Origin of the sequence: Mesorhizobium sp. Mes31 (assembly GCF_024519675.1) — a bacterium.
Lineage (GTDB): Bacteria > Pseudomonadota > Alphaproteobacteria > Rhizobiales > Rhizobiaceae > Mesorhizobium.
This window is the reverse complement of the sequence record NZ_JALJRL010000001.1, coordinates 89484-111606: the sequence shown is the minus strand read 5'-3', so window position 1 is coordinate 111606 and position 22123 is coordinate 89484. Positions and strand designations below refer to the sequence as shown.

21 protein-coding genes are annotated in these 22123 nt (G+C 63.1%); 13 read left to right on the top strand and 8 right to left on the bottom strand.

Features of this window, described 5'->3' with window-relative positions; all coding sequences use genetic code 11:
* Positions 1-218 precede the first annotated feature (218 nt).
* From rimP to NR193_RS00440, 10 genes are all read left to right on the top strand, one after another.
* Entirely contained in the window at positions 219-854 is a 636-nt protein-coding gene (gene rimP / locus NR193_RS00485) for a ribosome maturation factor RimP (RefSeq protein ID WP_256748941.1), read from the top strand.
* 48 nt (positions 855-902) lie between these two features.
* Positions 903-2498 carry a transcription termination factor NusA gene (gene nusA / locus NR193_RS00480; RefSeq protein WP_256748940.1) on the top strand — a complete coding sequence of 532 codons (1596 nt, stop codon included), beginning with the start codon at positions 903-905 and terminating at the stop codon, positions 2496-2498.
* Between the two features lie 38 nt (positions 2499-2536).
* Positions 2537-3187: an RNA-binding protein gene (locus NR193_RS00475; protein ID WP_091580046.1), complete on the top strand. Its 651-nt coding sequence runs from the start codon at positions 2537-2539 to the stop codon at positions 3185-3187.
* A complete protein-coding gene (gene infB / locus NR193_RS00470) occupies positions 3184-5754 on the top strand; it encodes a translation initiation factor IF-2 (protein WP_256748939.1) in 2571 nt (856 codons plus the stop codon). The genes NR193_RS00475 and infB overlap by 4 nt, the downstream gene beginning before the upstream one ends.
* A gap of 110 nt (positions 5755-5864) precedes the next feature.
* Complete coding sequence (gene rbfA, locus NR193_RS00465; protein ID WP_256748938.1) at positions 5865-6299, top strand: 30S ribosome-binding factor RbfA; 435 nt, start codon at positions 5865-5867, stop codon at positions 6297-6299.
* Positions 6299-7267: a tRNA pseudouridine(55) synthase TruB gene (truB, locus tag NR193_RS00460; protein ID WP_256748937.1), complete on the top strand. Its 969-nt coding sequence runs from the start codon at positions 6299-6301 to the stop codon at positions 7265-7267. The genes rbfA and truB overlap by 1 nt, the downstream gene beginning before the upstream one ends.
* Positions 7268-7312: 45 nt before the next feature.
* Entirely contained in the window at positions 7313-8407 is a 1095-nt protein-coding gene (gene corA, locus NR193_RS00455) for a magnesium/cobalt transporter CorA (protein ID WP_256748936.1), read from the top strand.
* A gap of 193 nt (positions 8408-8600) precedes the next feature.
* Complete coding sequence (gene rpsO, locus NR193_RS00450) at positions 8601-8870, top strand: 30S ribosomal protein S15 (RefSeq protein ID WP_006337962.1); 270 nt, start codon at positions 8601-8603, stop codon at positions 8868-8870.
* Positions 8871-9149: 279 nt separating this feature from the next.
* Positions 9150-11297 (top strand): polyribonucleotide nucleotidyltransferase, encoded by a 2148-nt coding sequence (gene pnp, locus NR193_RS00445; protein ID WP_256748935.1) that lies wholly within the window; start codon positions 9150-9152, stop codon positions 11295-11297.
* A gap of 71 nt (positions 11298-11368) precedes the next feature.
* Positions 11369-12388, top strand: a complete 1020-nt coding sequence (locus NR193_RS00440; RefSeq protein WP_256748934.1) for a class I SAM-dependent methyltransferase — start codon at positions 11369-11371, stop codon at positions 12386-12388.
* Between the two features lie 48 nt (positions 12389-12436).
* On the opposite strand, the gene NR193_RS00435 is transcribed toward NR193_RS00440, so the two are convergent.
* The 4 genes from NR193_RS00435 to fabA form a co-directional block, all read right to left on the bottom strand.
* The gene (locus tag NR193_RS00435; protein WP_256748933.1) at positions 12437-13981 is read right to left on the bottom strand and encodes a bifunctional diguanylate cyclase/phosphodiesterase; all 1545 of its coding nucleotides are present in this window, start codon (positions 13979-13981) and stop codon (positions 12437-12439) included.
* Between the two features lie 126 nt (positions 13982-14107).
* On the bottom strand, positions 14108-14920 hold the full coding sequence (gene fabI, locus NR193_RS00430) for an enoyl-ACP reductase FabI (RefSeq protein ID WP_256748932.1): 813 nt from the start codon (positions 14918-14920) through the stop codon (positions 14108-14110).
* A 12-nt stretch (positions 14921-14932) separates the two neighbouring features.
* The gene (gene fabB, locus NR193_RS00425) at positions 14933-16153 is read right to left on the bottom strand and encodes a beta-ketoacyl-ACP synthase I (RefSeq protein ID WP_256748931.1); all 1221 of its coding nucleotides are present in this window, start codon (positions 16151-16153) and stop codon (positions 14933-14935) included.
* A gap of 36 nt (positions 16154-16189) precedes the next feature.
* Positions 16190-16708, bottom strand: coding sequence for a 3-hydroxyacyl-[acyl-carrier-protein] dehydratase FabA (gene fabA / locus NR193_RS00420; protein WP_091579611.1), 519 nt, complete (start codon positions 16706-16708; stop codon positions 16190-16192).
* A 243-nt stretch (positions 16709-16951) separates the two neighbouring features.
* Here fabA and irrA point away from each other — a divergent pair, with 243 nt between their 5' ends.
* Both irrA and NR193_RS00410 read left to right on the top strand, forming a co-directional pair.
* Positions 16952-17383, top strand: coding sequence for an iron response transcriptional regulator IrrA (irrA, locus tag NR193_RS00415; protein WP_256748930.1), 432 nt, complete (start codon positions 16952-16954; stop codon positions 17381-17383).
* Positions 17384-17393: 10 nt separating this feature from the next.
* Complete coding sequence (locus NR193_RS00410; RefSeq protein ID WP_256748929.1) at positions 17394-17753, top strand: DUF4260 domain-containing protein; 360 nt, start codon at positions 17394-17396, stop codon at positions 17751-17753.
* A 47-nt stretch (positions 17754-17800) separates the two neighbouring features.
* On the opposite strand, the gene NR193_RS00405 is transcribed toward NR193_RS00410, so the two are convergent.
* The gene (locus NR193_RS00405; RefSeq protein WP_256748928.1) at positions 17801-18361 is read right to left on the bottom strand and encodes an SH3 domain-containing protein; all 561 of its coding nucleotides are present in this window, start codon (positions 18359-18361) and stop codon (positions 17801-17803) included.
* Between the two features lie 146 nt (positions 18362-18507).
* Here NR193_RS00405 and NR193_RS00400 point away from each other — a divergent pair, with 146 nt between their 5' ends.
* A complete protein-coding gene (locus NR193_RS00400) occupies positions 18508-19509 on the top strand; it encodes a D-glycerate dehydrogenase (protein ID WP_256748927.1) in 1002 nt (333 codons plus the stop codon).
* 45 nt (positions 19510-19554) lie between these two features.
* On the opposite strand, the gene NR193_RS00395 is transcribed toward NR193_RS00400, so the two are convergent.
* The 3 genes from NR193_RS00395 to recF all read right to left on the bottom strand — a co-directional run bounded on the left by NR193_RS00395 (position 19555) and on the right by recF (position 22042).
* Positions 19555-20043: a GNAT family N-acetyltransferase gene (locus tag NR193_RS00395; protein ID WP_256748926.1), complete on the bottom strand. Its 489-nt coding sequence runs from the start codon at positions 20041-20043 to the stop codon at positions 19555-19557.
* Positions 20044-20046: 3 nt separating this feature from the next.
* Complete coding sequence (locus NR193_RS00390; RefSeq protein ID WP_256748925.1) at positions 20047-20802, bottom strand: molybdopterin-synthase adenylyltransferase MoeB; 756 nt, start codon at positions 20800-20802, stop codon at positions 20047-20049.
* Positions 20803-20902: 100 nt separating this feature from the next.
* A complete protein-coding gene (gene recF, locus NR193_RS00385) occupies positions 20903-22042 on the bottom strand; it encodes a DNA replication/repair protein RecF (RefSeq protein WP_256748924.1) in 1140 nt (379 codons plus the stop codon).
* Positions 22043-22123: the final 81 nt, after the last annotated feature.

The following is a 22123-nucleotide window of genomic DNA, read 5'->3' as shown; positions in this document are numbered from 1 at the left end:
CAGCCGGTTAGTGGCGCAACTGCATGCTTGCCATGCGCGTGCTGCAACAGTCGGTTGAATTCCGTCGGTGGACGCTGCCGCCCACGGGACTTGAAAGGCGCGCCACCTTCGTTTATATCAGCCTCAAATTCTTGGTCGGTATGACGAAGAGTGGGTCCACCCGGTCCCGCTCTTTTTTATTACCTGCCGATAGCTTCGAATCGAACGACAGGGATCGAATGACTGCAACGGCAAGCGAGGGCGACGATCGCATCATCCGCGAGAGCGGCATCGATGCGCGCATCGCGTTGATCGTCCAGCCGGTGCTGCGCGCGATCGGCTTCCGCCTCGTGCGGGTGCATCTGTCCGGCCAGAACGGGCTGACGCTGCAGATCATGGCCGAGCGCGAGGACGGCACCATGACCGTCGAGGATTGCGAAGAGGTCAGCCGCGCGGTGTCGCCGGCGCTCGATGTCGATGATCCGATCGAAAAGGCCTATCATCTCGAGGTCTCGTCGCCCGGCATCGACCGGCCATTGGTCCGCAAGTCTGATTTCGCGACGTGGACGGGTCATCTGGTCAAGATGGAAACATCGATCATTGTCGCCGATCGCAAGCGGTTCAAGGGCAAGATCGTCGAGGCCGGTGAAAATGACGTGCTGATCGAGCGCGACAAGGCCGCCTATGGCGAAGAGCCGACGGTGCGCGTACCTTACGATGCGATCGCCGAGACCCGGTTGATCCTGACCGACGATCTCATCCGTGACGCGCTGTCGAAGGACAACAGGGCGCGCAAGGAAGCGAAGAAACGCCGCGGCGAGCCGGAAGACGAGGCGCCAGAGGGCGCGGAAAACGAAACCGAACAGGAAATGTGATTGGGCTGCCGGGCATAAGAGCTCGGCAACAAGCTCGGGAGAAAAAACATGGTTGTAAGCGCCAACAGGCTTGAACTGCTGCAGATCGCCGATGCGGTCGCGCGTGAAAAGTCGATCGACAAGTCGATCGTCATCGCCGCCATGGCCGATGCGATCCAGAAGGCGGCGCGCTCGCGTTACGGCCAGGAGACCAACATCCGTGCCGACATCAATCCCAACACCGGCGAGATGAAGCTGCAGCGGCTGATGGAAGTGGTCGAGAAGGTCGATGACTACGCCACCCAGATCGCCATATCCTCGGCACGTGAGCGCAATCCCGACGCCCAGCTCGGCGACTTCATCGCCGAACAGCTGCCGCCGATGGATTTCGGCCGCATCGCCGCCCAGTCGGCCAAGCAGGTCATCGTGCAGAAGGTGCGCGAGGCCGAGCGCGACCGCCAGTACGACGAATACAAGGACCGCATCGGCGAAATCGTCAACGGCACGGTCAAGCGCGTCGAATACGGCAATGTCATTGTCGATCTCGGCCGTGGCGAGGCGATCATCCGTCGCGACGAGCTGATCCCGCGCGAAAACTACAAATATGGCGATCGCGTCCGCGCCTATGTCTACGACGTGCGCCGCGAGCAACGCGGCCCGCAGATATTCCTGTCGCGCACCCATCCGCAGTTCATGGCGAAGCTGTTCACCATGGAAGTGCCGGAGATCTATGACGGCATCATCGAGATCAAGTCGGTCGCCCGCGACCCGGGCTCGCGTGCCAAGATCGCCGTCATCTCGCGGGACTCCTCGATCGATCCCGTCGGCGCCTGCGTCGGTATGCGCGGAAGCCGCGTCCAGGCGGTGGTCGGCGAATTGCAGGGTGAGAAGATCGACATCATTCCGTGGTCGCCTTCGGCCGCGTCCTTCATCGTCAACGCGCTGCAGCCGGCGGAAGTCGCCAAGGTCGTGCTCGACGAGGATGCCGAACGCATTGAGGTCGTGGTTCCCGACGACCAGCTGTCGCTGGCCATCGGCCGCCGCGGCCAGAACGTGCGGCTCGCCTCGCAGCTCACCGGCTGGGATATCGACATCCTGACCGAGGCTGAAGAATCCGAGCGCCGCCAGAAGGAATTCGTCGAGCGCTCCTCGCTGTTCATGGAAGCCCTCGATGTCGACGAGATGGTCGGCCAGGTGCTGGCCTCCGAGGGCTTCACCAGCGTCGAGGAAGTCGCTTATGTCGACGCCGGCGAGATCGCCTCGATCGATGGCTTCGACGACGACACCGCTTCGGAGATCCAGACCCGCGCCCGCGAGTATCTGGAGAAGATCGAGGCCGAGCACGACGACAAGCGCAAGGCGCTGGGCGTCACGGACGAGCTGCGCGAAATCCCGGGCATCACCACCGCCATGATGGTGACGCTCGGCGAGGACGGCATCAAGACGATCGAGGATTTCGCTGGCTACGCGGCCGACGACCTGACCGGCTGGAAGGAACGCAAGGACGGCGAGACGAAGGTATTTCCGGGTGTGCTCGCCAGCCATGGCGTGACGCGCGCCGATGCCGAGCAGATGGTTCTGGCTGCCCGCCTCAAGGCTGGCTGGATCACCGAAGACGAGCTTGCAGCCGAAGAAGAACCGGCTGACGAAGCCGTTGGTGCGTGAGGTGAAACCGCATCGCACCGAACCCGCCCTTGGACGAGATGAACGATCGCACCTGCATCGTCACCCGCAGGCAGGCCGAACCGGATGAACTGATCCGGTTCGTCGTCGGCCCGGATTCGGCCGTCGTTCCAGACATCAAGAGAAATCTGCCCGGCCGTGGTTGCTGGGTGAGCGCCGACCGCCTACATATCGACAAGGCCGCGGCAAAAAACCTCTTTGCCCGCGCCTTCAAGGCACAGGTGGTCGTGCCGCCCGATCTTGGCGGCATGGTCGACGGGCTGCTCTCCAGATACGCCCTGGGCATGCTGGGGCTTGCACGCAAGGCAGGCGCAATCTCGCTTGGCGCCACCAAGGTGGAGAGCGCGGTGCGCGGCGGGCTGGCGCTTTTCGTGCTCCATGCGGCCGAGGCATCCGACGACGGCGTACGCAAGATCAGCCAGGCACGGCGGGCGACAGTCCATCTCGGCGGGCCTGCTATCCTTGCCTACAAACTTTTCTCCGAGGCCGAGTTGAGCTTGGCATTGGGGGGTACAAATGTGATACATGCTGCCGTTCTCGCGGGAGACGCGGGCAGGGCGGTCCAGAAGCGCATGGTTGCGCTCGACCGGTATCGGGGCGGTTCCCCGGACGATCTGGCAATGCTTGCGGCTGTTGCTGACGAAGATGATGCCGCAGAGGATATGGAATGAGCGATACGAAATCGGGTGACGACAATACGCTGAGTGTGACGCCGAAGAAGACCTTGACGCTGAAGCGCCCCGGTATGGAACAGGGCACTGTGCGCCAGAACTTCTCGCACGGCCGCACCAAGCAGGTCGTCGTCGAAACCAAGAAGCGCAAGTTCTCGATGCCCGGCGACAAGCCGGAGCCGGTTGCCGCACCTGTGTTCACGCCGAAGCCGCCGGTCGTGGCAGCGCCTGTCGTGCAGGAAGCGCCCAAGGCGCCGCCGCCACCCCCGCCGCCTCCGGTCGAGCGCAGCGGCATGGTGCTGAACGAACTGTCGCGCAGTGAAATGGAAGCGCGCCGCAGGGCGCTCGAAGGCTCGAAGGTGCGTGAGGTCGAGGACCGTCAGCGCGCCGCCGAGGACGCCAAGCGCCGCGCCGAGGATGAAGAGCGCCGCAAGCGCGAACGCGAGGAATCCGCGCGCCGCCAGGCCGAGGAAGAGGCGCGGTTGCAGGCCGAGGCCGAGTCCCGCCGTCGGGCCGAGGAAGAGGCACGCCGCCGTGCGCCGCTGGCCGCTGAACTGGCGACGGTCGACGACGAGGAAGAGGTCAAGCCGAAGCGGACTGGCGCCGGTGCGCCGGTGCGCCGTCTGGTCACGCCCGAAGTGGCGCGCCCGGCCAAGCCGACCAAGAGCGAGGAAGACCGCCGCCGGGGCAAGCTGACGCTGAATTCAGCATTGTCCGACGAGGACGCGCGGGCTCGTTCGCTGTCGTCGATGCGTCGCCGCCAGGAGAAATTCAAGCGCGCGATGCACAATGAGCCGCGCGAGAAAGTCATGCGCGAAGTGATCCTGCCAGAAACCATTACCATCCAGGAACTTGCGCAACGCATGTCCGAGCGCGCCGTCGACCTGGTCAAGTTCTTCATGAAGCAGGGCCAGATCCTGAAGCCGGGCGACGTCATCGACGCCGACACGGCCGAGCTGGTCGCCACCGAATTCGGCCATACGGTTCGCCGCGTCGCCGAGTCCGACATCGAGGAAGGCCTGTTCAACATCGCCGACAATGCCGAGGACCTGGTGTCGAGGCCGCCTGTGGTGACGATCATGGGTCACGTCGATCACGGCAAGACCTCACTGCTCGACGCCATCCGCAACGCCAATGTCGTGTCCGGCGAGGCCGGCGGCATCACCCAGCACATCGGCGCCTATCAGGTCGAGAAGAATGGTCACAAGATCACCTTCATCGACACGCCCGGCCACGCCGCCTTCACGGCAATGCGTGCCCGTGGCGCCCAGGCGACCGACATCGCCATCCTGGTGGTGGCGGCCGACGACAGCGTGATGCCGCAGACGATCGAGTCCATCAGCCACGCCAAGGCGGCCGGCGTTCCGATCATCGTGGCGATCAACAAGATCGACAAGCATGATGCCGATCCGCAGAAGGTGCGTTCGGAACTGTTGCGCCACGAGGTCTTCGTCGAATCGATGGGCGGTGAAGTGCTGGACGTCGAAGTGTCGGCGACCAAGGGCACCAATCTCGACAAGCTGCTCGAGGCGATCCTGCTGCAGGCAGAAATTCTCGACCTGAAGGCCAATCCGGACCGCACCGCCGAGGGTGTTGTCATCGAAGCTCAGCTCGACAAGGGCCGTGGCCCGGTCGCCACCGTTCTGGTCCAGACCGGCACGCTGATGCCGGGTGATATCCTTGTCGCCGGCAACGAATGGGGCCGGGTGCGCGCACTGGTCAACGATCGTGGCGTGCAGATCAAGGAAGCGCCGCCGGCGATGCCGGTCGAAGTGCTTGGCTTGCAAGGCACGCCGCAGGCCGGCGACCGCTTTGCCGTGGTCAACAACGAGGCCCGTGCCCGCGAAATCACCGAGTACCGCCAGCGTCTGGCGCGTGAGAAGGCGGTTGCCAAGCATGCCGGCCAGCGCGGGTCGCTCGAGCAGATGATGTCGCAATTGCAGACGAGCGGACTGAAGGAATTCCCGCTGGTCATCAAGGGCGACGTGCAGGGCTCGATCGAGGCGATCAACGCGGCGCTCGACAAGCTCGGCACCGACGAGGTGCGTGCGCGCATCGTTCATGCCGGCGCCGGCGCCATCACCGAAAGCGACGTGTCGCTGGCGGAAACCTCGGGCGCGGCGATCATCGGCTTCAATGTCCGCGCCAATGTCCAGGCGCGTGCGGCTGCCGCGGCAGCTGGCATCGAGATCCGCTACTACTCGATCATCTACAATCTCGTGGATGACGTGAAAGCGGCTCTGTCGGGCCTGCTGTCGCCGGAGCGTCGCGAGACCTTCATCGGCAATGCGCAGATCCTCGAGATCTTCGACATCACCAAGGTCGGCAAGATCGCCGGCTGTCGTGTCACCGAAGGCAAGGTCGAGCGTGGCGCGGGCGTGCGCCTGATCCGCGACAACGTCGTCATCCACGAAGGCACGCTGAAGACGCTGAAGCGCTTCAAGGACGAGGTTTCGGAAGTCCCCGGCGGCCAGGAGTGCGGCATGGCCTTCCAGAACTACGAGGACATGCGTGTCGGCGACGTCATCGAGTGCTTCCGCGTCGAGATGGTGACCCGGACGCTCTGAGTTCGAGTGACTTGTCCTTACCGGGCGGTGGTCGAAAGACCGCCGCCCAACACATATGAGACATGCGGCACGGTCCCATCCCGCGCCCCACGCTTTCAGGATTGAGAAAAATGCCCCGTCCAACCACTTCAAGTCCATCCCAGCGCATGCTGCGTGTCGCCGAACAGGTGCGCCATGCGCTGTCCGAAACCTTGCAGCGCGGTGAGATCATCGATCCGCTGATCGAGAGTACCGTGATTTCGGTCTCGGAAGTGCGTATGTCTACCGATCTGAGGGTCGCCACTGCTTTCGTCTCGCCACTTGGAGCCAAGGATACCGACGCGGTGGTCGAGGCGCTCAACAAGCATGCGAAATTCGTGCGTGGCCGCGTTTCCGGTGCGCTGCGGCAGATGAAGTTCATGCCGGAGTTCCGCTTCAAGCTCGACACTTCCTTCGACAATTTCGCCAGGATCAGTGATCTCCTCAAGTCGCCCGAAGTGGCGCGCGATCTGGGACCAGACGACCAAGCCGAGCAAAACAAAGACGACAACAAGGACACCGAATAGTGGCGCGTCGCGGCAAGAAGAAGGGCCGGCCGATCTCGGGCTGGCTGGTGCTGGACAAGCCGGTCGGCATGGGTTCGACCGAAGCCGTCTCCAAGATCAAATGGCTGTTCCAGGCGGAAAAGGCCGGCCATGCCGGCACGCTCGATCCGCTGGCTTCCGGCATGCTGCCGATCGCGCTCGGCGAAGCCACCAAGACCGTGCCTTACGTGCAGGACGGCGCCAAGATCTATCGTTTCACCGTTGCCTGGGGGCAGGAGCGTTCGACCGACGACCTCGAGGGTCCGGTAACCAAGGAGTCCGACCAGCGTCCGTCCGAGGCCGAGGTGCTGGCGCTGCTGCCGAAATACACCGGCGTCATCATGCAGACCCCGCCGCAATTCTCGGCCATCAAGATCGCCGGCGAGCGCGCCTACGATCTGGCCCGCGAGGGCGAAACGGTCGACATCCCGCCGCGCGAGATCGAGATAGGCCGTCTCGATCTTGTCGAGCACGATGCCGACCACACCGTTTTCGAGGTCGAGTGCGGCAAGGGCACGTATGTGCGTTCGCTGGCCCGCGACCTGGGCCGCGATCTCGGCTGTTTCGGCCATATTTCCGAACTGCGCCGGGTCGAGGTCGAGCCGTTCACGCCGGAAGACTTCGTCACCATCGCCGAACTGGAAGCCGCTCGCTTCGGCGAAAAGGGCGACGAAGGTTCGGAGACGGTTGATGAAGTGGAAAAGCCGGTCGATTTCGGTTCGATCGACGCGCTGCTGGTCGACACGTCGGCCGCGCTCGACTGTCTGCCGCAGATTGCCATCAGCGACGATGCGGCGACAAAGATCCGCCTCGGCAATCCGGTCATCATCCGCGGGCGCGACGCGCCGGTGGAAGCGGAAGAAGCCTGCGCCACCGCACGCGGCAAGCTGGTCGCCATCGGCGCGATCGAGCAAGGCATGTTCAAGCCCAAGCGGGTCTTTGCCGGGTGACGGCGCTCGTCTAGTTTCTTTCGACACGACGCGCGAGGGGGCTCCATGGCAAAGGCTGAGACGGTCAAGAAGCGGGCGCCGGCGAAGACGCGGCGGCCACCGGTCGGAGCGTCGCCCGGCACGCTGATCGCCGATCCGGCGGCGCGGCGCTCGGAACTGCGGCTGACCCTGATCTCGCCGCAAAAGTTCAAGACCATCGACAACGCCAGCATCGACGACGTCGCCGCCAATTGCGAAAAATGGCCGATCATCTGGCTCGATTGTACCGGACTCGCAAACATTTCGCTGATCGAGGAGATCGGCCGCATTTTCAGCCTGCACCCGCTGGCGCTGGAAGACGTCGTCAACACTGGCCAGCGGCCGAAGGTGGATTTCTTCGAGGACCATGCCTTCGTCGTCGTCAGGATGATCGACGACGTCACCGCGCACCGCTACGAGCAGATCGCCGTTTTCTTCGGCAAGGGGTTCGTCGTCACTTTCCAGGAACGTGAAGGCGATCCGTTCGATCCGGTGCGCAAGCGCATCGAGAGCTCGGCGCCCAACCGGCTGCGCGCGCGTGGCGCCGATTATCTTGCCTATGCGCTGATCGATGCCGTCGTCGACAGCTATTTTCCGCCGATCGAGACTGCCGGCGACCTGGTCGACAGCATCGAGGACGAGATGATGAATACGCCGCACAAGCATCAGATGCGGCAGCTGCACGAATTGCGGCGCGACGCCAATGTGCTGAAGGGCGTGCTGTGGCCGATGCGCGATGCGCTGGCGACCCTGATCCGCAACGACGTGCCCTATGTGAAGGCCGAGACCAAGGTCTTCCTCAACGACACGCTCGATCATTCGCTGCGGCTGATCGAATTGGTGGAAACCCAGCGCGACATGCTGACCGGCCTGATCGAGATGCATCTGTCGCTGAGCCAGGCGCGCACCAATGACGTCATCAGCTACCTGACCATCGTCTCCGTCATCTTCATGCCGCTGACCTTTCTGGTCGGTGTGTGGGGCATGAACTTCAGTCCCGACGCCTCGCCATGGAACATGCCGGAACTGCGATCCTACTACGGTTATCCGGCCGCACTCGTCTTCATGCTGCTTGTCGCGATCGGGCTGATCTCCTTCTTCAGATGGAAGAAGTGGCTTTAGCCGCGGCGAAAGTCTTCTTTTGGACCACAAAAGCTGCGACGAAGCCGGCTTGTGAATTGGGCTGGTGTTTTCCGGGGAATTGCACTATATGCGCCGCAGCATCGCGCCCTGACGCGTTGCGTACACCGGCCCCTGCTGGACGACATCCCGGCTGAGGGCGACCCGTTTCCTCAAACAGATAAGGAAAAACACGATGTCGATTACTGCCGAGCGCAAAAAGGAATTGATGGGTGAATTCGCAACCGCCAAGGGCGATACCGGGTCTCCGGAAGTCCAGGTGGCCATCCTTTCCGAGCGCATCAAGAACCTGACCGACCATTTCAAGGACCACAAGAAGGATAACCATTCCCGCCGTGGTCTGCTTGCTCTCGTCTCCCAGCGCCGCAGCCTGCTTGATTATCTCAAGCGCAAGGACGACGCGCGCTATCAGACGCTGATCGAGAAGCTCGGTCTGCGCCGTTGACGAATTGACCGGCGGGCTTTCCTCGGAGAGCCCGCCGGTCGCGCATTCTGCCAGTCGTATCGATTGGCCAGACCCGGTTTCGAGCGTGCAGAGGGCCACTCGAAACCGCCCATGGACGGTCATGGGGCAGGATTGCAGGACGCTCGCGCGCGCTCGCCGCGCCGAAATTACCCGAGCTTCCCGTTGTCTTGCCCGTGGCTGCCCGAGAAAGGAAGCCAGGGAAAGGGCATCCGCGCACCGTGAAACGGCGCGGCCCTTTCCGCTTATTAAGGACAAGACATGTTCAATCACCACAAAGTGGAAATCGAATGGGGCGGCCGTCCGCTCATCCTCGAAACCGGCAAGATCGCGCGCCAGGCTGACGGCGCGGTGCTCGCCACCTACGGCGAGACCAAGGTTCTCGCCACCGTCGTTTCGATGAAGGAGCCGAAGCCCGGCCTCGATTTCTTCCCGCTGACCGTCAACTACCAGGAAAAGACCTACGCCGCCGGCAAGATCCCGGGTGGCTATTTCAAGCGCGAAGGCCGTCCGAGCGAGAAGGAAACGCTGGTTTCCCGCCTGATCGACCGCCCGATCCGCCCGCTGTTCGCTGCAGGCTACAAGAACGACACCCAGATCGTCGTCACCGTCGTTCAGCATGACCTCGAGAACGATCCCGACATCCTGTCGATCGTCGCCACCTCGGCGGCGCTCACCCTGTCGGGCGTTCCGTTCATGGGCCCGGTCGGCGGTGCCCGCGTCGGTTACATCAACGGCGAATATGTGCTCAACCCGCATGTCGACGAGATGCAGGAATCCAAACTCGACCTCGTTGTCGCCGGCACCGCCGACGCCGTGCTGATGGTCGAGTCCGAAGCCAAGGAACTCGGCGAAGAGCTGATGCTCGGCGCCGTCATGTTCGGCCACAAGGGCTTCCAGCCGGTGATTGACGCCATCATCAAGCTGGCCGAAGTTGCCGCCAAGGAGCCGCGCGACTTCACCGCGCCGGACTATTCCGCGCTTGAAGCCGAGATGCTGAAGATCGTCGAAGGCGAACTTCGCGACGCTTACAAGAACGTAGACAAGCAGAAGCGTTACGCCGCCGTCGACGCCGTCAAGGCCAAGGTCAAGGCCGCGTTCGCGCCGGCTGAAGGCGAAGAGGCCAAGTACACCTCCGAGCAGATCGGCACCGTGTTCAAGGAACTCCAGGCCAAGGTCGTGCGCTGGAACATCCTCGACACCGGCTCGCGCATCGATGGCCGCGATCTCAAGACGGTCCGCAAGATCGTCTCGGAAGTCGGCGTCCTGCCGCGTACCCATGGTTCGGCGCTGTTCACCCGCGGCGAGACCCAGGCACTGGTCGTTGCCACGCTCGGCACCGGCGAGGACGAGCAGTATGTCGATTCACTGACCGGCATGTACAAGGAGAAGTTCCTCCTGCACTACAACTTCCCTCCCTATTCCGTCGGTGAGACCGGCCGCATGGGTTCGCCGGGCCGCCGCGAAATCGGCCACGGCAAGCTCGCCTGGCGCGCCATCCGCCCGATGCTGCCGAGCGCTGACCAGTTCCCCTACACGCTGCGCGTCGTCTCGGAGATCACCGAGTCCAACGGTTCGTCGTCGATGGCCACCGTCTGCGGCACCTCGCTGGCGCTGATGGATGCGGGCGTTCCGCTGGCCAAGCCGGTCGCCGGCATCGCCATGGGCCTGATCAAGGAAGGCGAGCGCTTCGCCGTGCTCTCCGACATCCTTGGTGACGAGGATCACCTCGGCGATATGGACTTCAAGGTCGCCGGCACCGCCAACGGCATCACCTCGCTGCAGATGGACATCAAGATCGATGGCATCACCGAGGAAATCATGCAGATCGCGCTTGGCCAGGCCAAGGACGGTCGTCTGCATATCCTCGGCGAAATGTCGAATGCGCTCTCCGGCGCGCGTTCGGAGCTCGGCGAATTCGCGCCGCGCATCGAGGTCATGCATATCCCGACCGACAAGATCCGCGACGTGATTGGTTCGGGCGGCAAGGTCATCCGCGAGATCGTCGAAAAGACCGGCGCCAAGATCAACATCGAGGATGACGGCACGGTCAAGATCGCTTCGTCCAACGCCAAGGAGATCGAGGCGGCCAAGAAGTGGATCCACACCATCGTCGCCGAGCCGGAAGTCGGCGAGATCTACGAAGGCACGGTCGTCAAGACCGCCGACTTCGGCGCTTTCGTCAACTTCTTCGGCCCGCGTGACGGCCTCGTCCACATCTCGCAGCTTGCCAACGACCGGGTCGCCAAGACCTCGGACGTCGTCAAGGAAGGCGACAAGGTCTGGGTCAAGCTGATGGGCTTCGACGAGCGCGGCAAGGTTCGCCTGTCGATGAAGGTCGTCGACCAGGCCACCGGCAAGGAACTCGCTCGCGACAAGAAGAGCGAAGGCGAAGAAAACGCCGCCTGATCGGTCCGACCACTAGATCAAGACGGGCGCGCCGGTAGGTCGCGCCCGTTTTCATTTGAAGGGACACCGGAATGCCGGCTGAGGCGCTGAAGACGCTTTTCCATCCATTCGAGGCCGAGGCTGTCGCCTTGCCGCGAACGGGCGAGCGCGTTCTCTTTCTCGGCGCCGAACCGGGCTTTCGCCTGCCTGCCGGTTTCGAGGCCGAGCTTCACCTCGTACAGGGCTTTCGACCGTACTTTCGCGCGCTGCAGGGTTCCGGTGTCGTCGTCACTCCGCAAGCGGAAGGCGATGGCTTTGGTATGGCGCTTGTGTTTGCCGGCCGCCATCGCGGCCTCAATGAATTGCGTATCGCCCAGGCGGTCGAGAGCGTGGCGCAGGGTGGGTTGATCGTCATTGCCGGCGGCAAGGATGATGGTATCGCCAGCCTGCGCAAGCGCATTGACGAGCTTGTGCCGCTTGACGGCCATTTGCCGAAATATCACGGCATTGCCCTCTGGCTCCGCCGTCCCGCCGATCTGGCAGCGGCGCAAAAACTGCGCGCCGCCAATCCAGCCTTGCTGGTGGATGGCCGCTTCCATACCGCACCGGGCATGTTTTCCTTTGACCGGATCGACACCGGTTCGAAATTGCTGGTCGAGAACTTGCCCAATGATCTGCGTGGCAGCGTAGCCGATTTCTGCGCCGGCTGGGGCTATCTGGCGGCCGAGGTCGCCGCGCGCTCCCCCGGCATTCTGGCGCTCGACCTTCATGAGGCGGACTTCGCCTCGCTCGAAGCTGCAAAGCTCAATTTGGCAGCGGTTAGCCAGTCGATCACACGGAACTTCTTCTGGACCGACCTGCTGAGCGAGCCGGTCGAACGGCGCTACGACGCGATCGTCATGACCCCGCCGTTTCACCGCAGCCGCGCGGCCGAGCCCGAGATCGGCGCCGGCATGATCCGCGCGGCAGCCAAGGCCTTGAAGCCTGGGGGGCGGCTGTTCATGGTGGCCAACCGTCAGCTTCCTTATGAGCCAATACTGTCGGCCGCCTTCTCGGGCTATGCCGAGCTTGCTCGCGACGGCATGTTCAAGGTGCTTTCGGCCCGTCGTTGAGGCATTAGGCCGAGCCGAGGGTCTGCGTAGGCAGGTGCCGCGCCGTGCTCAATGCAGATTGGCGACGCGTCGGACCTCGTCGGTGGCATATCCGTCGCCAGCCTTGAACTTGAGTGGCGCCGGCCTGCCGAACAGGAAGCCCTGCACCACGTCGCAGCCGGCTGCCCTCAGCAGCGTCGCCTGGCTTTCGGTCTCGACGCCTTCGGCAATGATGCTGACGCCGAGCGCGCGCGAAAGCCCGACGATGGTCGAGACGACCGCGCCGGAGCTGGTATCGGTGTCGATGCGGCTGACGAAGGAGCGGTCGATCTTCAACTTGCCGAACGAGAAATCGATCAGGTAGCTCAGGTTGGAATAGCCGGTGCCGAAATCGTCGACAGCGACCGAAATGCCCATGTCGGCAAGCTGCTTCAGGATGGTGGCGGCGCGGTCGCGGTCCTGCATCATCGCCGTCTCGGTCACTTCCAGTTCCAGCCGTGACGGCTTGATACCGGTGCTCGTCATGGTGTCACGCACGATGCCGACGAAGTCCTTGGTCATGAACTGCACGGGCGAGATGTTGACCGCGACGAAGCAGTCGTCGGGCAGATGGCGGGCGTCGCTGCAGGCCTTGCGCAGCACCCATTCGCCGATCGGACCAATCATGCCTGTTTCCTCGGCGATCGGTATGAAATCCATTGGCGGGATCATTCCGCGTTCTGGGTGCCGCCACCGGATCAGCGCTTCGTAACCGACGATGCGGCCAGTCGGGAGATCGAGCTGTGGCTGGTAGTGAAGATCGAAGTCGCCGCGCTCAAAGGCGGTATGCAACTCGGATTCGATCCATTGGCGATGGTCGGCGACCCTGCCCATTTCGGCATGGAAGACCGACCAGTTGCCGACCCCGCTGGCGCGCGCATTCTGCAGCGCCAGATTGGAGCGGCGCAGGATGAGGACGGGATCGATGCCGTCCTTTGGCGTCGCCACGATGCCCACAGACAGGCTGACCGATTGCATGTGGGTGCTGAGCTCATAGGGCTCCATCATCTCGTCGATGAGCCTTTCGATGAAGCTTTCCAGCGTCCCCTGCACCTGATTGTCGGGGAGCAGAACCGCGAACTCACCGGCGCCGATACGCCCGATCAGGGCTCGCTGCGGCACGCAAGCCTTCAGTCGCCTGGTGAAGGCGCGGATCAGTTCGTCGCCCTGACTGTAGCCGATCGCGTCGTTGACCTGTTTGAACCGATCGATGTCGATGTCGATGAGGAACATCGGTTCGCCGGTCCGGCTGGTCGTGCATGCCGCCTCGGCAATCTTGCCAACCATCGCGGGGCGTGCCAGCAGGCCGGTCAGCTTGTCGAAGTGAGTTTCGTTGAAGACGAAATCCGCCGATTCATCGACGCCGGCGAAGAAGGACATCGCGGCTCCCGCCGCCGCCAGGGCGCAAAGGGCGGCCATGATCGCGACCATCATGCCCGCTGATATGCCGGCAATACCATCGCCGAGACCGAGCTTCAGACCCCAGATGCCGAGAACGAAACTGCCAATGCCCGAGCTTGCTATGGTCAGCAGCCGGAACACCGGTGTTCGCTTCGGGTTGCTGACAGCGAGCATTCAAAGGTCCCCAGAGTGCCGGGCTTTCTAGCAGATACCTCCTTAAAATGAGTTTCCGCGAATGCGTCCAATTTTATTGGAAGGAATTATCTCTTTACTGGAGAAAAGATTATTTCCCGGAGGGGCCTATTCCCGCGTGCCGTCGGTCTGCTTCAATTCGTCGAGCGTCGGCATCGAGACGATGTGATAGCCGGAATCGACATAGTGGATTTCACCGGTAACGCCGGAGGCGAGATCGGACAACAGATAAAGCGCGGAGCCGCCGACCTCGTCGATGGTCACGGTGCGGCGCAGCGGCGAGTTGCGCTGCTGGTAGGAAAACATGTGGCGCGCGTCGGAAATCCCGGCGCCGGCAAGCGTGCGCACCGGCCCAGCCGATATGCCGTTTACCCTGATGCCGCGCGGACCGTAGTCGTTGGCGAGGTAGCGCACACTGGCCTCCAGTCCGGCCTTGGCGACGCCCATGACGTTGTAGTTCGGCATGACGCGCACCGACCCCGCATAAGTCAGCGTGATCATCGATCCGCCGTCCTGCATCAAGGCCGCTGCGTGGCGGGCGATCTCGGTGAAGGAGTAGCAGGAGATCACCATGGTGCGGACGAAATTGTCCCGGCTGGTATCGGCGTAGAGGCCTTTCAGCTCATTCTTGTCGGAAAAGCCGATGGCGTGGACGATGAAGTCCAGCCCGCCCCATTCCTTGCCCAGGGTGTCGAACGTGGCGGCGACCGAAGCACTGTCCTCGACATCGCACGGAACGACCAGCGAGGCGCCGAGTTTGTCGGCGAGTGGCTTGACCCGGCGCCCAAAGGCGTCGCCCTGATAGGTGAAGGCGAGTTCCGCGCCATGTTCGGACAATTTCCGCGCGATGCCCCAGGCGATCGAATGGTCGTTGGCGACACCCATGACAAGCCCGCGCTTGCCCTTCATCAATCCGTCCATGGTCGGCAGTCCTTATGCGGAATAGCGCTGGAAAACGAGCGTTGCGTTGGTGCCACCGAAACCGAACGAATTTGACAAAACGGTGTCGATCCTGGCGTTGTCGATGCGCTTTCGCACGATCGGCATGCCCTCGAATTCCGGATCGAGGTTGTCGATATGGGCGCTTTCGCCGATGAAGCCGCCTTGCATCATCAGGATCGAGTAGATCGATTCCTGTACGCCGGCGGCACCCAGAGAATGACCTGTCAGCGATTTCGTCGAGGTGATGTACGGCATCTTCTCGCCGAACACCTCGCGGATCGCGCCCATCTCCTTGGAATCTCCAACCGGCGTCGACGTACCATGCGTGTTGATGTAGTCGATCGGCGTGGCGACGGTCGCCAGCGCCTGGCGCATGCAGCGAATCGCGCCTTCGCCTGACGGCGCCACCATGTCGTAACCGTCCGAGGTCGCGCCATAGCCGACGATCTCGGCGTAGATCTTGGCGCCGCGCGCCTTGGCGTGCTCCAGCTCTTCGAGCACCAGCACGCCGGCGCCGCCAGCGATGACGAAGCCATCGCGATTGGCGTCATACGCGCGGGAAGCAGTCGATGCTTTGTCGTTGAATTTCGACGACATGGCGCCCATGGCGTCGAACAGGTCCGACATCGTCCAGTCGAGATCCTCGTGGCCGCCGGCAAAGACCATGTCCTGCTTGCCCCACTGGATCAATTCGTAGCCATTGCCGATGCAGTGGGCCGAGGTCGAGCAGGCCGACGAGATCGAATAGTTGACGCCGTGGATCTTGAACCACGTGGCAAGCGTTGCCGACGCGGTCGACGACATCGCCTTCGGCACCGCGAACGGGCCGATGCGCTTGGGGCTGCCGTTCTTCAGCGTGATTTCGGCCGCTTCGACGATGGTGCGGGTGGATGGCCCGCCCGATCCCATGACGATGCCGGTGCGTTCATTGGTGATGTCGCTCTCTCCGAGGCCAGCGTCCGCGATCGCCTGATCCATGGCGACGTGGTTCCAGGCCGCCCCTTGCGACAGGAAACGCATCGCACGGCGATCGATCATGGCGGATGGGTCGAGCGTCGGCGCGCCCCACACCTGGCAACGGAAGCCATGCTCGGCGAAGGAATCGGAGAAGCTGATGCCGGATCTGGCGTCATGCAGCGAGGCCTGCACCTCGTTGGCATTGTTGCCGATCGACGACACAATGCCGAGGCCTGTGACTACGACACGTCTCATTCGCAACTCCTTCCAGGGGGGCCGGTCAGCGACCGGTCAGCCGGCCGCCGATTGCTTGGACAGACCGACCTTCAAATCCGTTGCCGAGTATATGGGCTCGCCATCCGCTTTCAGCCAGCCATCGGCGATGCCGAGCACCAACCGGCCGCGCATCACGCGCTTGAAGTCGATGCCATACTCGACCTTCTTCACCGCAGGCGTCACCATGCCTTTGAACTTGACCTCACCGGTCGACAGCGCCATTCCCTTGCCCGGTTCGCCAAGCCAGCCGAGGTAGAAGCCCGTCAACTGCCACATCGCATCGAGGCCGAGGCATCCCGGCATGATCGGATTGCCGATGAAGTGGCATGCAAAGAACCACAGGTCCGGCTTGATGTCGAATTCGGCACGGATGAAGCCCTTTTCGAAGGCACCGCCCGTCTCGCTGATCTCGGTGATGCGGTCGAACATCAGCATGGGCGGATAGGGGAGTTGGGCATTGCCCGGTCCGAACAGTTCGCCGCGGGCGCAGGCCAGCAATTCATCGTAGTCGTAGCTGGATTTCGAACCCGCCATCAATCTCGTCCCCATGTCGTCTCGGGCTATAGCGCGCCCTTGTCGTTGGTTTCCTAACACAATCTGTTTCAGGCCGGAAACCGGCGTTTGCGCTTAACCCGCCCGTCTGCCTGGGTCAATGCGCGCTATTGATCGCATTCGGACGACAGAATATATGTCAGCAGGGGTCCGGTTTGGGCAGGCGTTCATTTTTTTGCCATTCTGGGCGCGTCTTAGGGCGGAACTGTGAGCTTGGACGAATAGATGGACCTGGGCTGCCGGAAGGAAAATGTCGCTGTGGACAAGCGGGTCCGTGAAGCCGGCCTGAGGCCGACACGCCAGCGCATTGCGCTGGCCGACCTGCTTTTCGCCAAGGGCGATCGCCATCTGTCGGCCGAGGAACTGCACGAGGAGGCAGTCGCCGCCGGCGTGCCTGTGTCGCTGGCCACCGTCTACAACGCCCTTCACCAGTTCACCCAGGCCGGACTGTTGCGCATCCTCGCGGTCGAGGGCGCCAAGACCTATTTCGACACCAACACTTCCGATCACCACCATTTCTACGTCGAAGGCGAAAACCGGATATTCGACATCGCCGGCGGTCCCGTGACTGTTGCCAACCTGCCGGAGCCGCCGGAGGGGATGGAGATCGCCAATGTCGACATCGTGGTGAGGCTGCGCCCCAAACGCCCAGAATGACCCGCGAGGGATGAAACCCCTCGATCCGATAATCCGGCTTGAATGGGCCATCGTGGCGGCCGCCGCCGTCATATTCTACGGATCGGTCGGCGTTTCCTGGTGGCTCTTCGGATTGCTCATCCTGGTGCCGGACCTGTCGATGTTGGGCTATCTTGCCGGGCCGCGCGTCGGCGCCATCGCCTATAACGCCCTGCACATCCTTGCTGTACCGGTGCTGCTGCTGCTTGCGGGGCACCTGTCCGGCAATGCGACCGCGATGGCGGTTGCATTGATCTGGATCGCCCACATCGCCATCGACCGGGCGCTGGGCTACGGCCTGAAGCTGTCAACCGGGTTTCAGGATACTCATCTCGGCCGTATCGGGCGCTAGATCGGGACCCTGTCTTTGGGAAAGATCGGCGTCAAACAGTCAGAAAATCAGTTCTTGACCCGTTCGCCGGGATAGGCGCCCCAGACAAGCGACTGGGCGAGCCAACCGGTGTGGCCGTCGAGCGTCATTTCGCACCACTGGCCGTCGCAGGATTTGATCGTGCCCATGACACCCGGCTCGACGAGCGCGACCACCCTTGCGTCTTTTTCAGGGCTGTTGACCATGTTGATCTGGCCGCCCTTGCCGCGTTGCCACGGCGCGACGATCGCGGTGCGCCGGCCTGAAAGCAGCGACTGGTTGATCCAGCCCTCCGAACCGTCGGCATCGCGCACGCGGCGCCATGTATCGAATTCCTGGATGATCTCCATCGGCAGGCCGGCCTTCATATACATCCAGTCGACCGAGTAGTTGGCGCCGGGGCCGACGCGCGAGTTGACGCGTCCCGATTTCAGGCTGACGAATCGCGGTAGCGGCAGGCCGCTCGGTCCGAGCGTGACGACGCTCTGGGCGGGTGCTGCCGCACCTTGTGCGGCCAGTTGCGGGGAATAAAGGAGAGCGCCGAGAAATGCTGCGCTGAGGGTCAGGCGAAGCGACGCGAAACCAGACACTTTCATTCCTTTCGGCGCTTGCCTGCCGGCGTCGGCGCCCCTTTTTCTTTGTCTTCGGCGGCACCGCTTGTTACATGGGTAATCGGCACCACGACCGGCTCTCAGTTTCGCCGGTCTTGGTTAAAGAGGTCTCAACGAGGGAAACAATGGTAGGCAAAAAGAAGCCTCTCGTGGTCATCACGCGAAAGTTGCCCGACCCGGTCGAGACCCGCATGCGCGAGCTGTTCGATGCCAGGCTGAATGTCGAGGACAGGCCGATGACGCAGCCGGAACTGGTTGCGGCGGTCAAGGAAGCCGATGTCCTCGTCCCGACCGTGACCGACCAGATCGACGCGGCGCTGATCGCCCAGGCCGGCGACAACCTCAAACTGATCGCCAACTTCGGCAACGGCGTCGACAAGATCGACGTGGCGGCTGCGGCGAAGCGGGGCATCACCGTCACCAACACGCCGAATGTGCTGACGGAAGATACCGCCGACATGACCATGGCGCTGATGCTGGCGGTGCCGCGGCGACTGGCCGAAGGCGCCAATGTGCTCACCGGTGACAAGAAATGGGCCGGTTGGTCGCCGACCTGGATGCTAGGACGGCGTATCTGGGGCAAGCGGCTCGGCATTGTCGGCATGGGGCGCATTGGAACCGCGGTCGCCAGGCGGGCCAAGGCGTTCGGCCTTTCCATCCACTACCACAACCGCCATCGCGTGCTGCCGGAGGTCGAGGACGGGCTGGAGGCGACCTATTGGGAAAGCCTCGACCAGATGCTGGCCCGCATGGACATCATCTCGGTCAATTGTCCGTCGACGCCGGCGACCTTTCACCTGCTTTCGGCGCGGCGGCTGGCGCTGCTGCAGCCCACGGCCTACATCGTCAACACCGCGCGCGGCGACATCATTGACGAGGAAGCGTTGGTCAAGCTGATCCAGGACGGCAAGATCGCCGGCGCCGGCCTCGATGTCTACGAGCATGAGCCGGCATTGAACAGCAAGCTGCTCAGGCTCGCCGCCAAGGGCAAGGTCGTGCTGTTGCCGCATATGGGCTCGGCGACGCTCGAGGGCCGCATCGACATGGGCGAAAAGGTCATCATCAACATAAAGGCGTTCGTCGATGGCCACCGCCCGCCGGACCGCGTGCTGCCGCTCAGAACCTGATCCTGTCGAAGCGACATTTCGCGGCCTTCAAATGAAAGCCCGGGCTTACGCAAGGACCTTGCGCATGGTGATCGAGGTCGGCCTGAGATAGCCCTCATGCGCCGTCCGTTCGGTCTCGTGAAAACCGAAGCGGGCAAAGGCCGCATGGTTTCCGGTCAGCTCGATCCGGGTCTGAAGCTCGAGGGCGGCCTTGCCGCGCCTGCGGGCAAGATCTTCGACCGCTTGCATCAGCCGTCGGCCAATGCCTTGCCCTTGGCAGTCCGGCGCGACGGCGAGCTTGCCGACATAGAGCTCCGCCACCTTTTCGAGAGCAAAGATGCAGCCGACGATCCTGTCGCCCTTGAATGCCACGAAGCCGGCTTCCCGCCGCGCCTTGTCGCGCAGAGTGTCGGCGGTAAGCAGGTGCGCCGAGGAGGGCGGGTCGATGACACCATCCATCGAAGCGAAGGCACCCATGATCAGCGCGAGCACTTCGTTCCAACGGTCGAAATCGGCCGGGATCTGGGTAACGCAAACGGCTTCGGTCCGGTCCACGGGTCAGTTTCTCTTGTAGCGGATCGTTTCGAAGCGCGCGGCCAGCGCATCGTAGAGCAGCAGCCGGCCAACCAGCGGCTCGCCGATGCCGGTGATCAGCTTGATCGCCTCCATCGCCTGCAGCGTGCCGACGACACCGGTCAGCGCACCAAGCACTCCGGCCTCGGCACAGGACGGCACCACGCCGGGAGGCGGCGCTTCCGGAAACAGGTCGCGGTAGCCTGGGTTGGGCTTGCCGTCCTTGCCGTCCTCGAATGGCTTCAGCACCGTGACCGAGCCGTCGAAGCGCCCGACGGCGGCGTGCACCAGCGGTTTCCTTTCGCTCGCACAGGCATCGGCCACCGCATAGCGGGTTTCGAAATTGTCGGAACCGTCGACGACGATGTCATAGCGGGCGACGAGGGCCGCGGTGTTGTCCGGGGTCAGCCTGAATGTGTGCGTTTCGACAATGGTGTTGGGATTGATGCGGGCGATCGCCGCCTGCGCACTATGGGTTTTCAGCATGCCGACAGTATCCGTACCGTGGATCACCTGGCGCTGCAGGTTGGAGAGCGACACGGTGTCGTCGTCGACCACGCCGAGCGTGCCGACGCCGGCGGCGGCAAGATACTCAAGCACCGGTGCGCCCAGCCCACCCGCGCCGATCACCAGAACCCGCGCCCGCTTCAATCTCTGCTGGCCGGCGCCACCGATTTCGGGCAGCACGATGTGGCGGGCATAGCGTTCGATCTCGTCGGCGGTCAGGGCGGAGCTGGTCATTTCCGGACCATATAGCGGCTGGAAAACCTTGTCAGGCCTTCATGCATGTCGCGCAAATGTGTGGAGCGGTCTTGGGATGCTGACATGCATGCAACAAAATCTAGGCGGTTGGCCCGACCGTACCGTGGTCGACGGTGAGGAACTGCGCACGTCCCTTGAGACTGGAAAACAGCGCCGCGTCGGTGCCGGTCATGAACGCCTGGCAGTTCAGCTCTTCCAGAATGGAAAACAGCGCCGCGCGCCTGCCGCCATCGAGATGCGCGGCGATTTCGTCAAGCAGCAGGATCGGCGTCATGCCCGACATTTCGCCAGTCAGCCGGGCGTGCGACAGGACAATACCGACCAGCAGCGCTTTCTGTTCACCTGTCGAACAGAGCTCGGCCGGCATCGCCTTGGGACGGTGTCGAACCACGAGATCCGAACGGTGCGGGCCCTCGAGCGTGCGCCCGGCGGCGCGGTCGCGGTCGCGGCCCTCGACCAGCGTCCGGCGGAATCGCTCCTCGACATCGACCGCCGGCGCGGTCGCAACCGCGGCTTCCAGTTCGCCCGAAAGGCCGATGTCGGCCTGCGGAAACGGCCCTGTGTCGGGCAGCTTGTCGATCATCGCGGCCAGCAGGCGCACCATCTCGGCACGTGCGGCGGCGATGGCCACACCAGTCTCGGCCATCTGTATCTCGATCGCGTCGAACCAGCGGTCGTCCCGGGAGCCTTCAGTAAGCAGCCGGTTACGGCCGCGCATCGCCTTCTCGTAGTCGAGCGCGCGCTGCCCGTGGCCGGGATCGATCGCCAGCACCAGCCGGTCGAGAAAGCGCCGGCGATCCGCGGCCGGTCCGGTAAACAACGCATCCATGGCGGGCGTCAGCCACACCACGCGCAGCCATTCCAGCATGTCCTCGGTCGAACGCGCCGCAGCTCCGTTGATACGCACCCTTCTGCCGCCCTCGCCGGCACTGTCCCCGCCTGAAATGCCCGTACCGATCTCGACCTGGCCGTCAGGTCCATCGAGCCGGGCGTGCAGGGCAAAGCCGCCGTCGCCGCCCTCGCGCGCGACATCGGCGTAAGGAGCGCGGCGCAAGCCACGTCCCGGCGTCAGAAAGGAAATCGCTTCGAGAAGATTGGTCTTGCCGGCGCCGTTGTCGCCGGAAAAAACCACGGCGCCGGGAGCGAGATCGATCGCCAGCGCAGCGTAGTTGCGAAAGTTAGTAAGTGTAAGCTTACTTATATGAGTTTGTACCGGCAACCGCTATCCGCCTATAGAGCGGCTCATCGTTTCACGGAAACGGGGGAGCCGCCCTATCTCTTTGTTTTCACGCAATTCCCA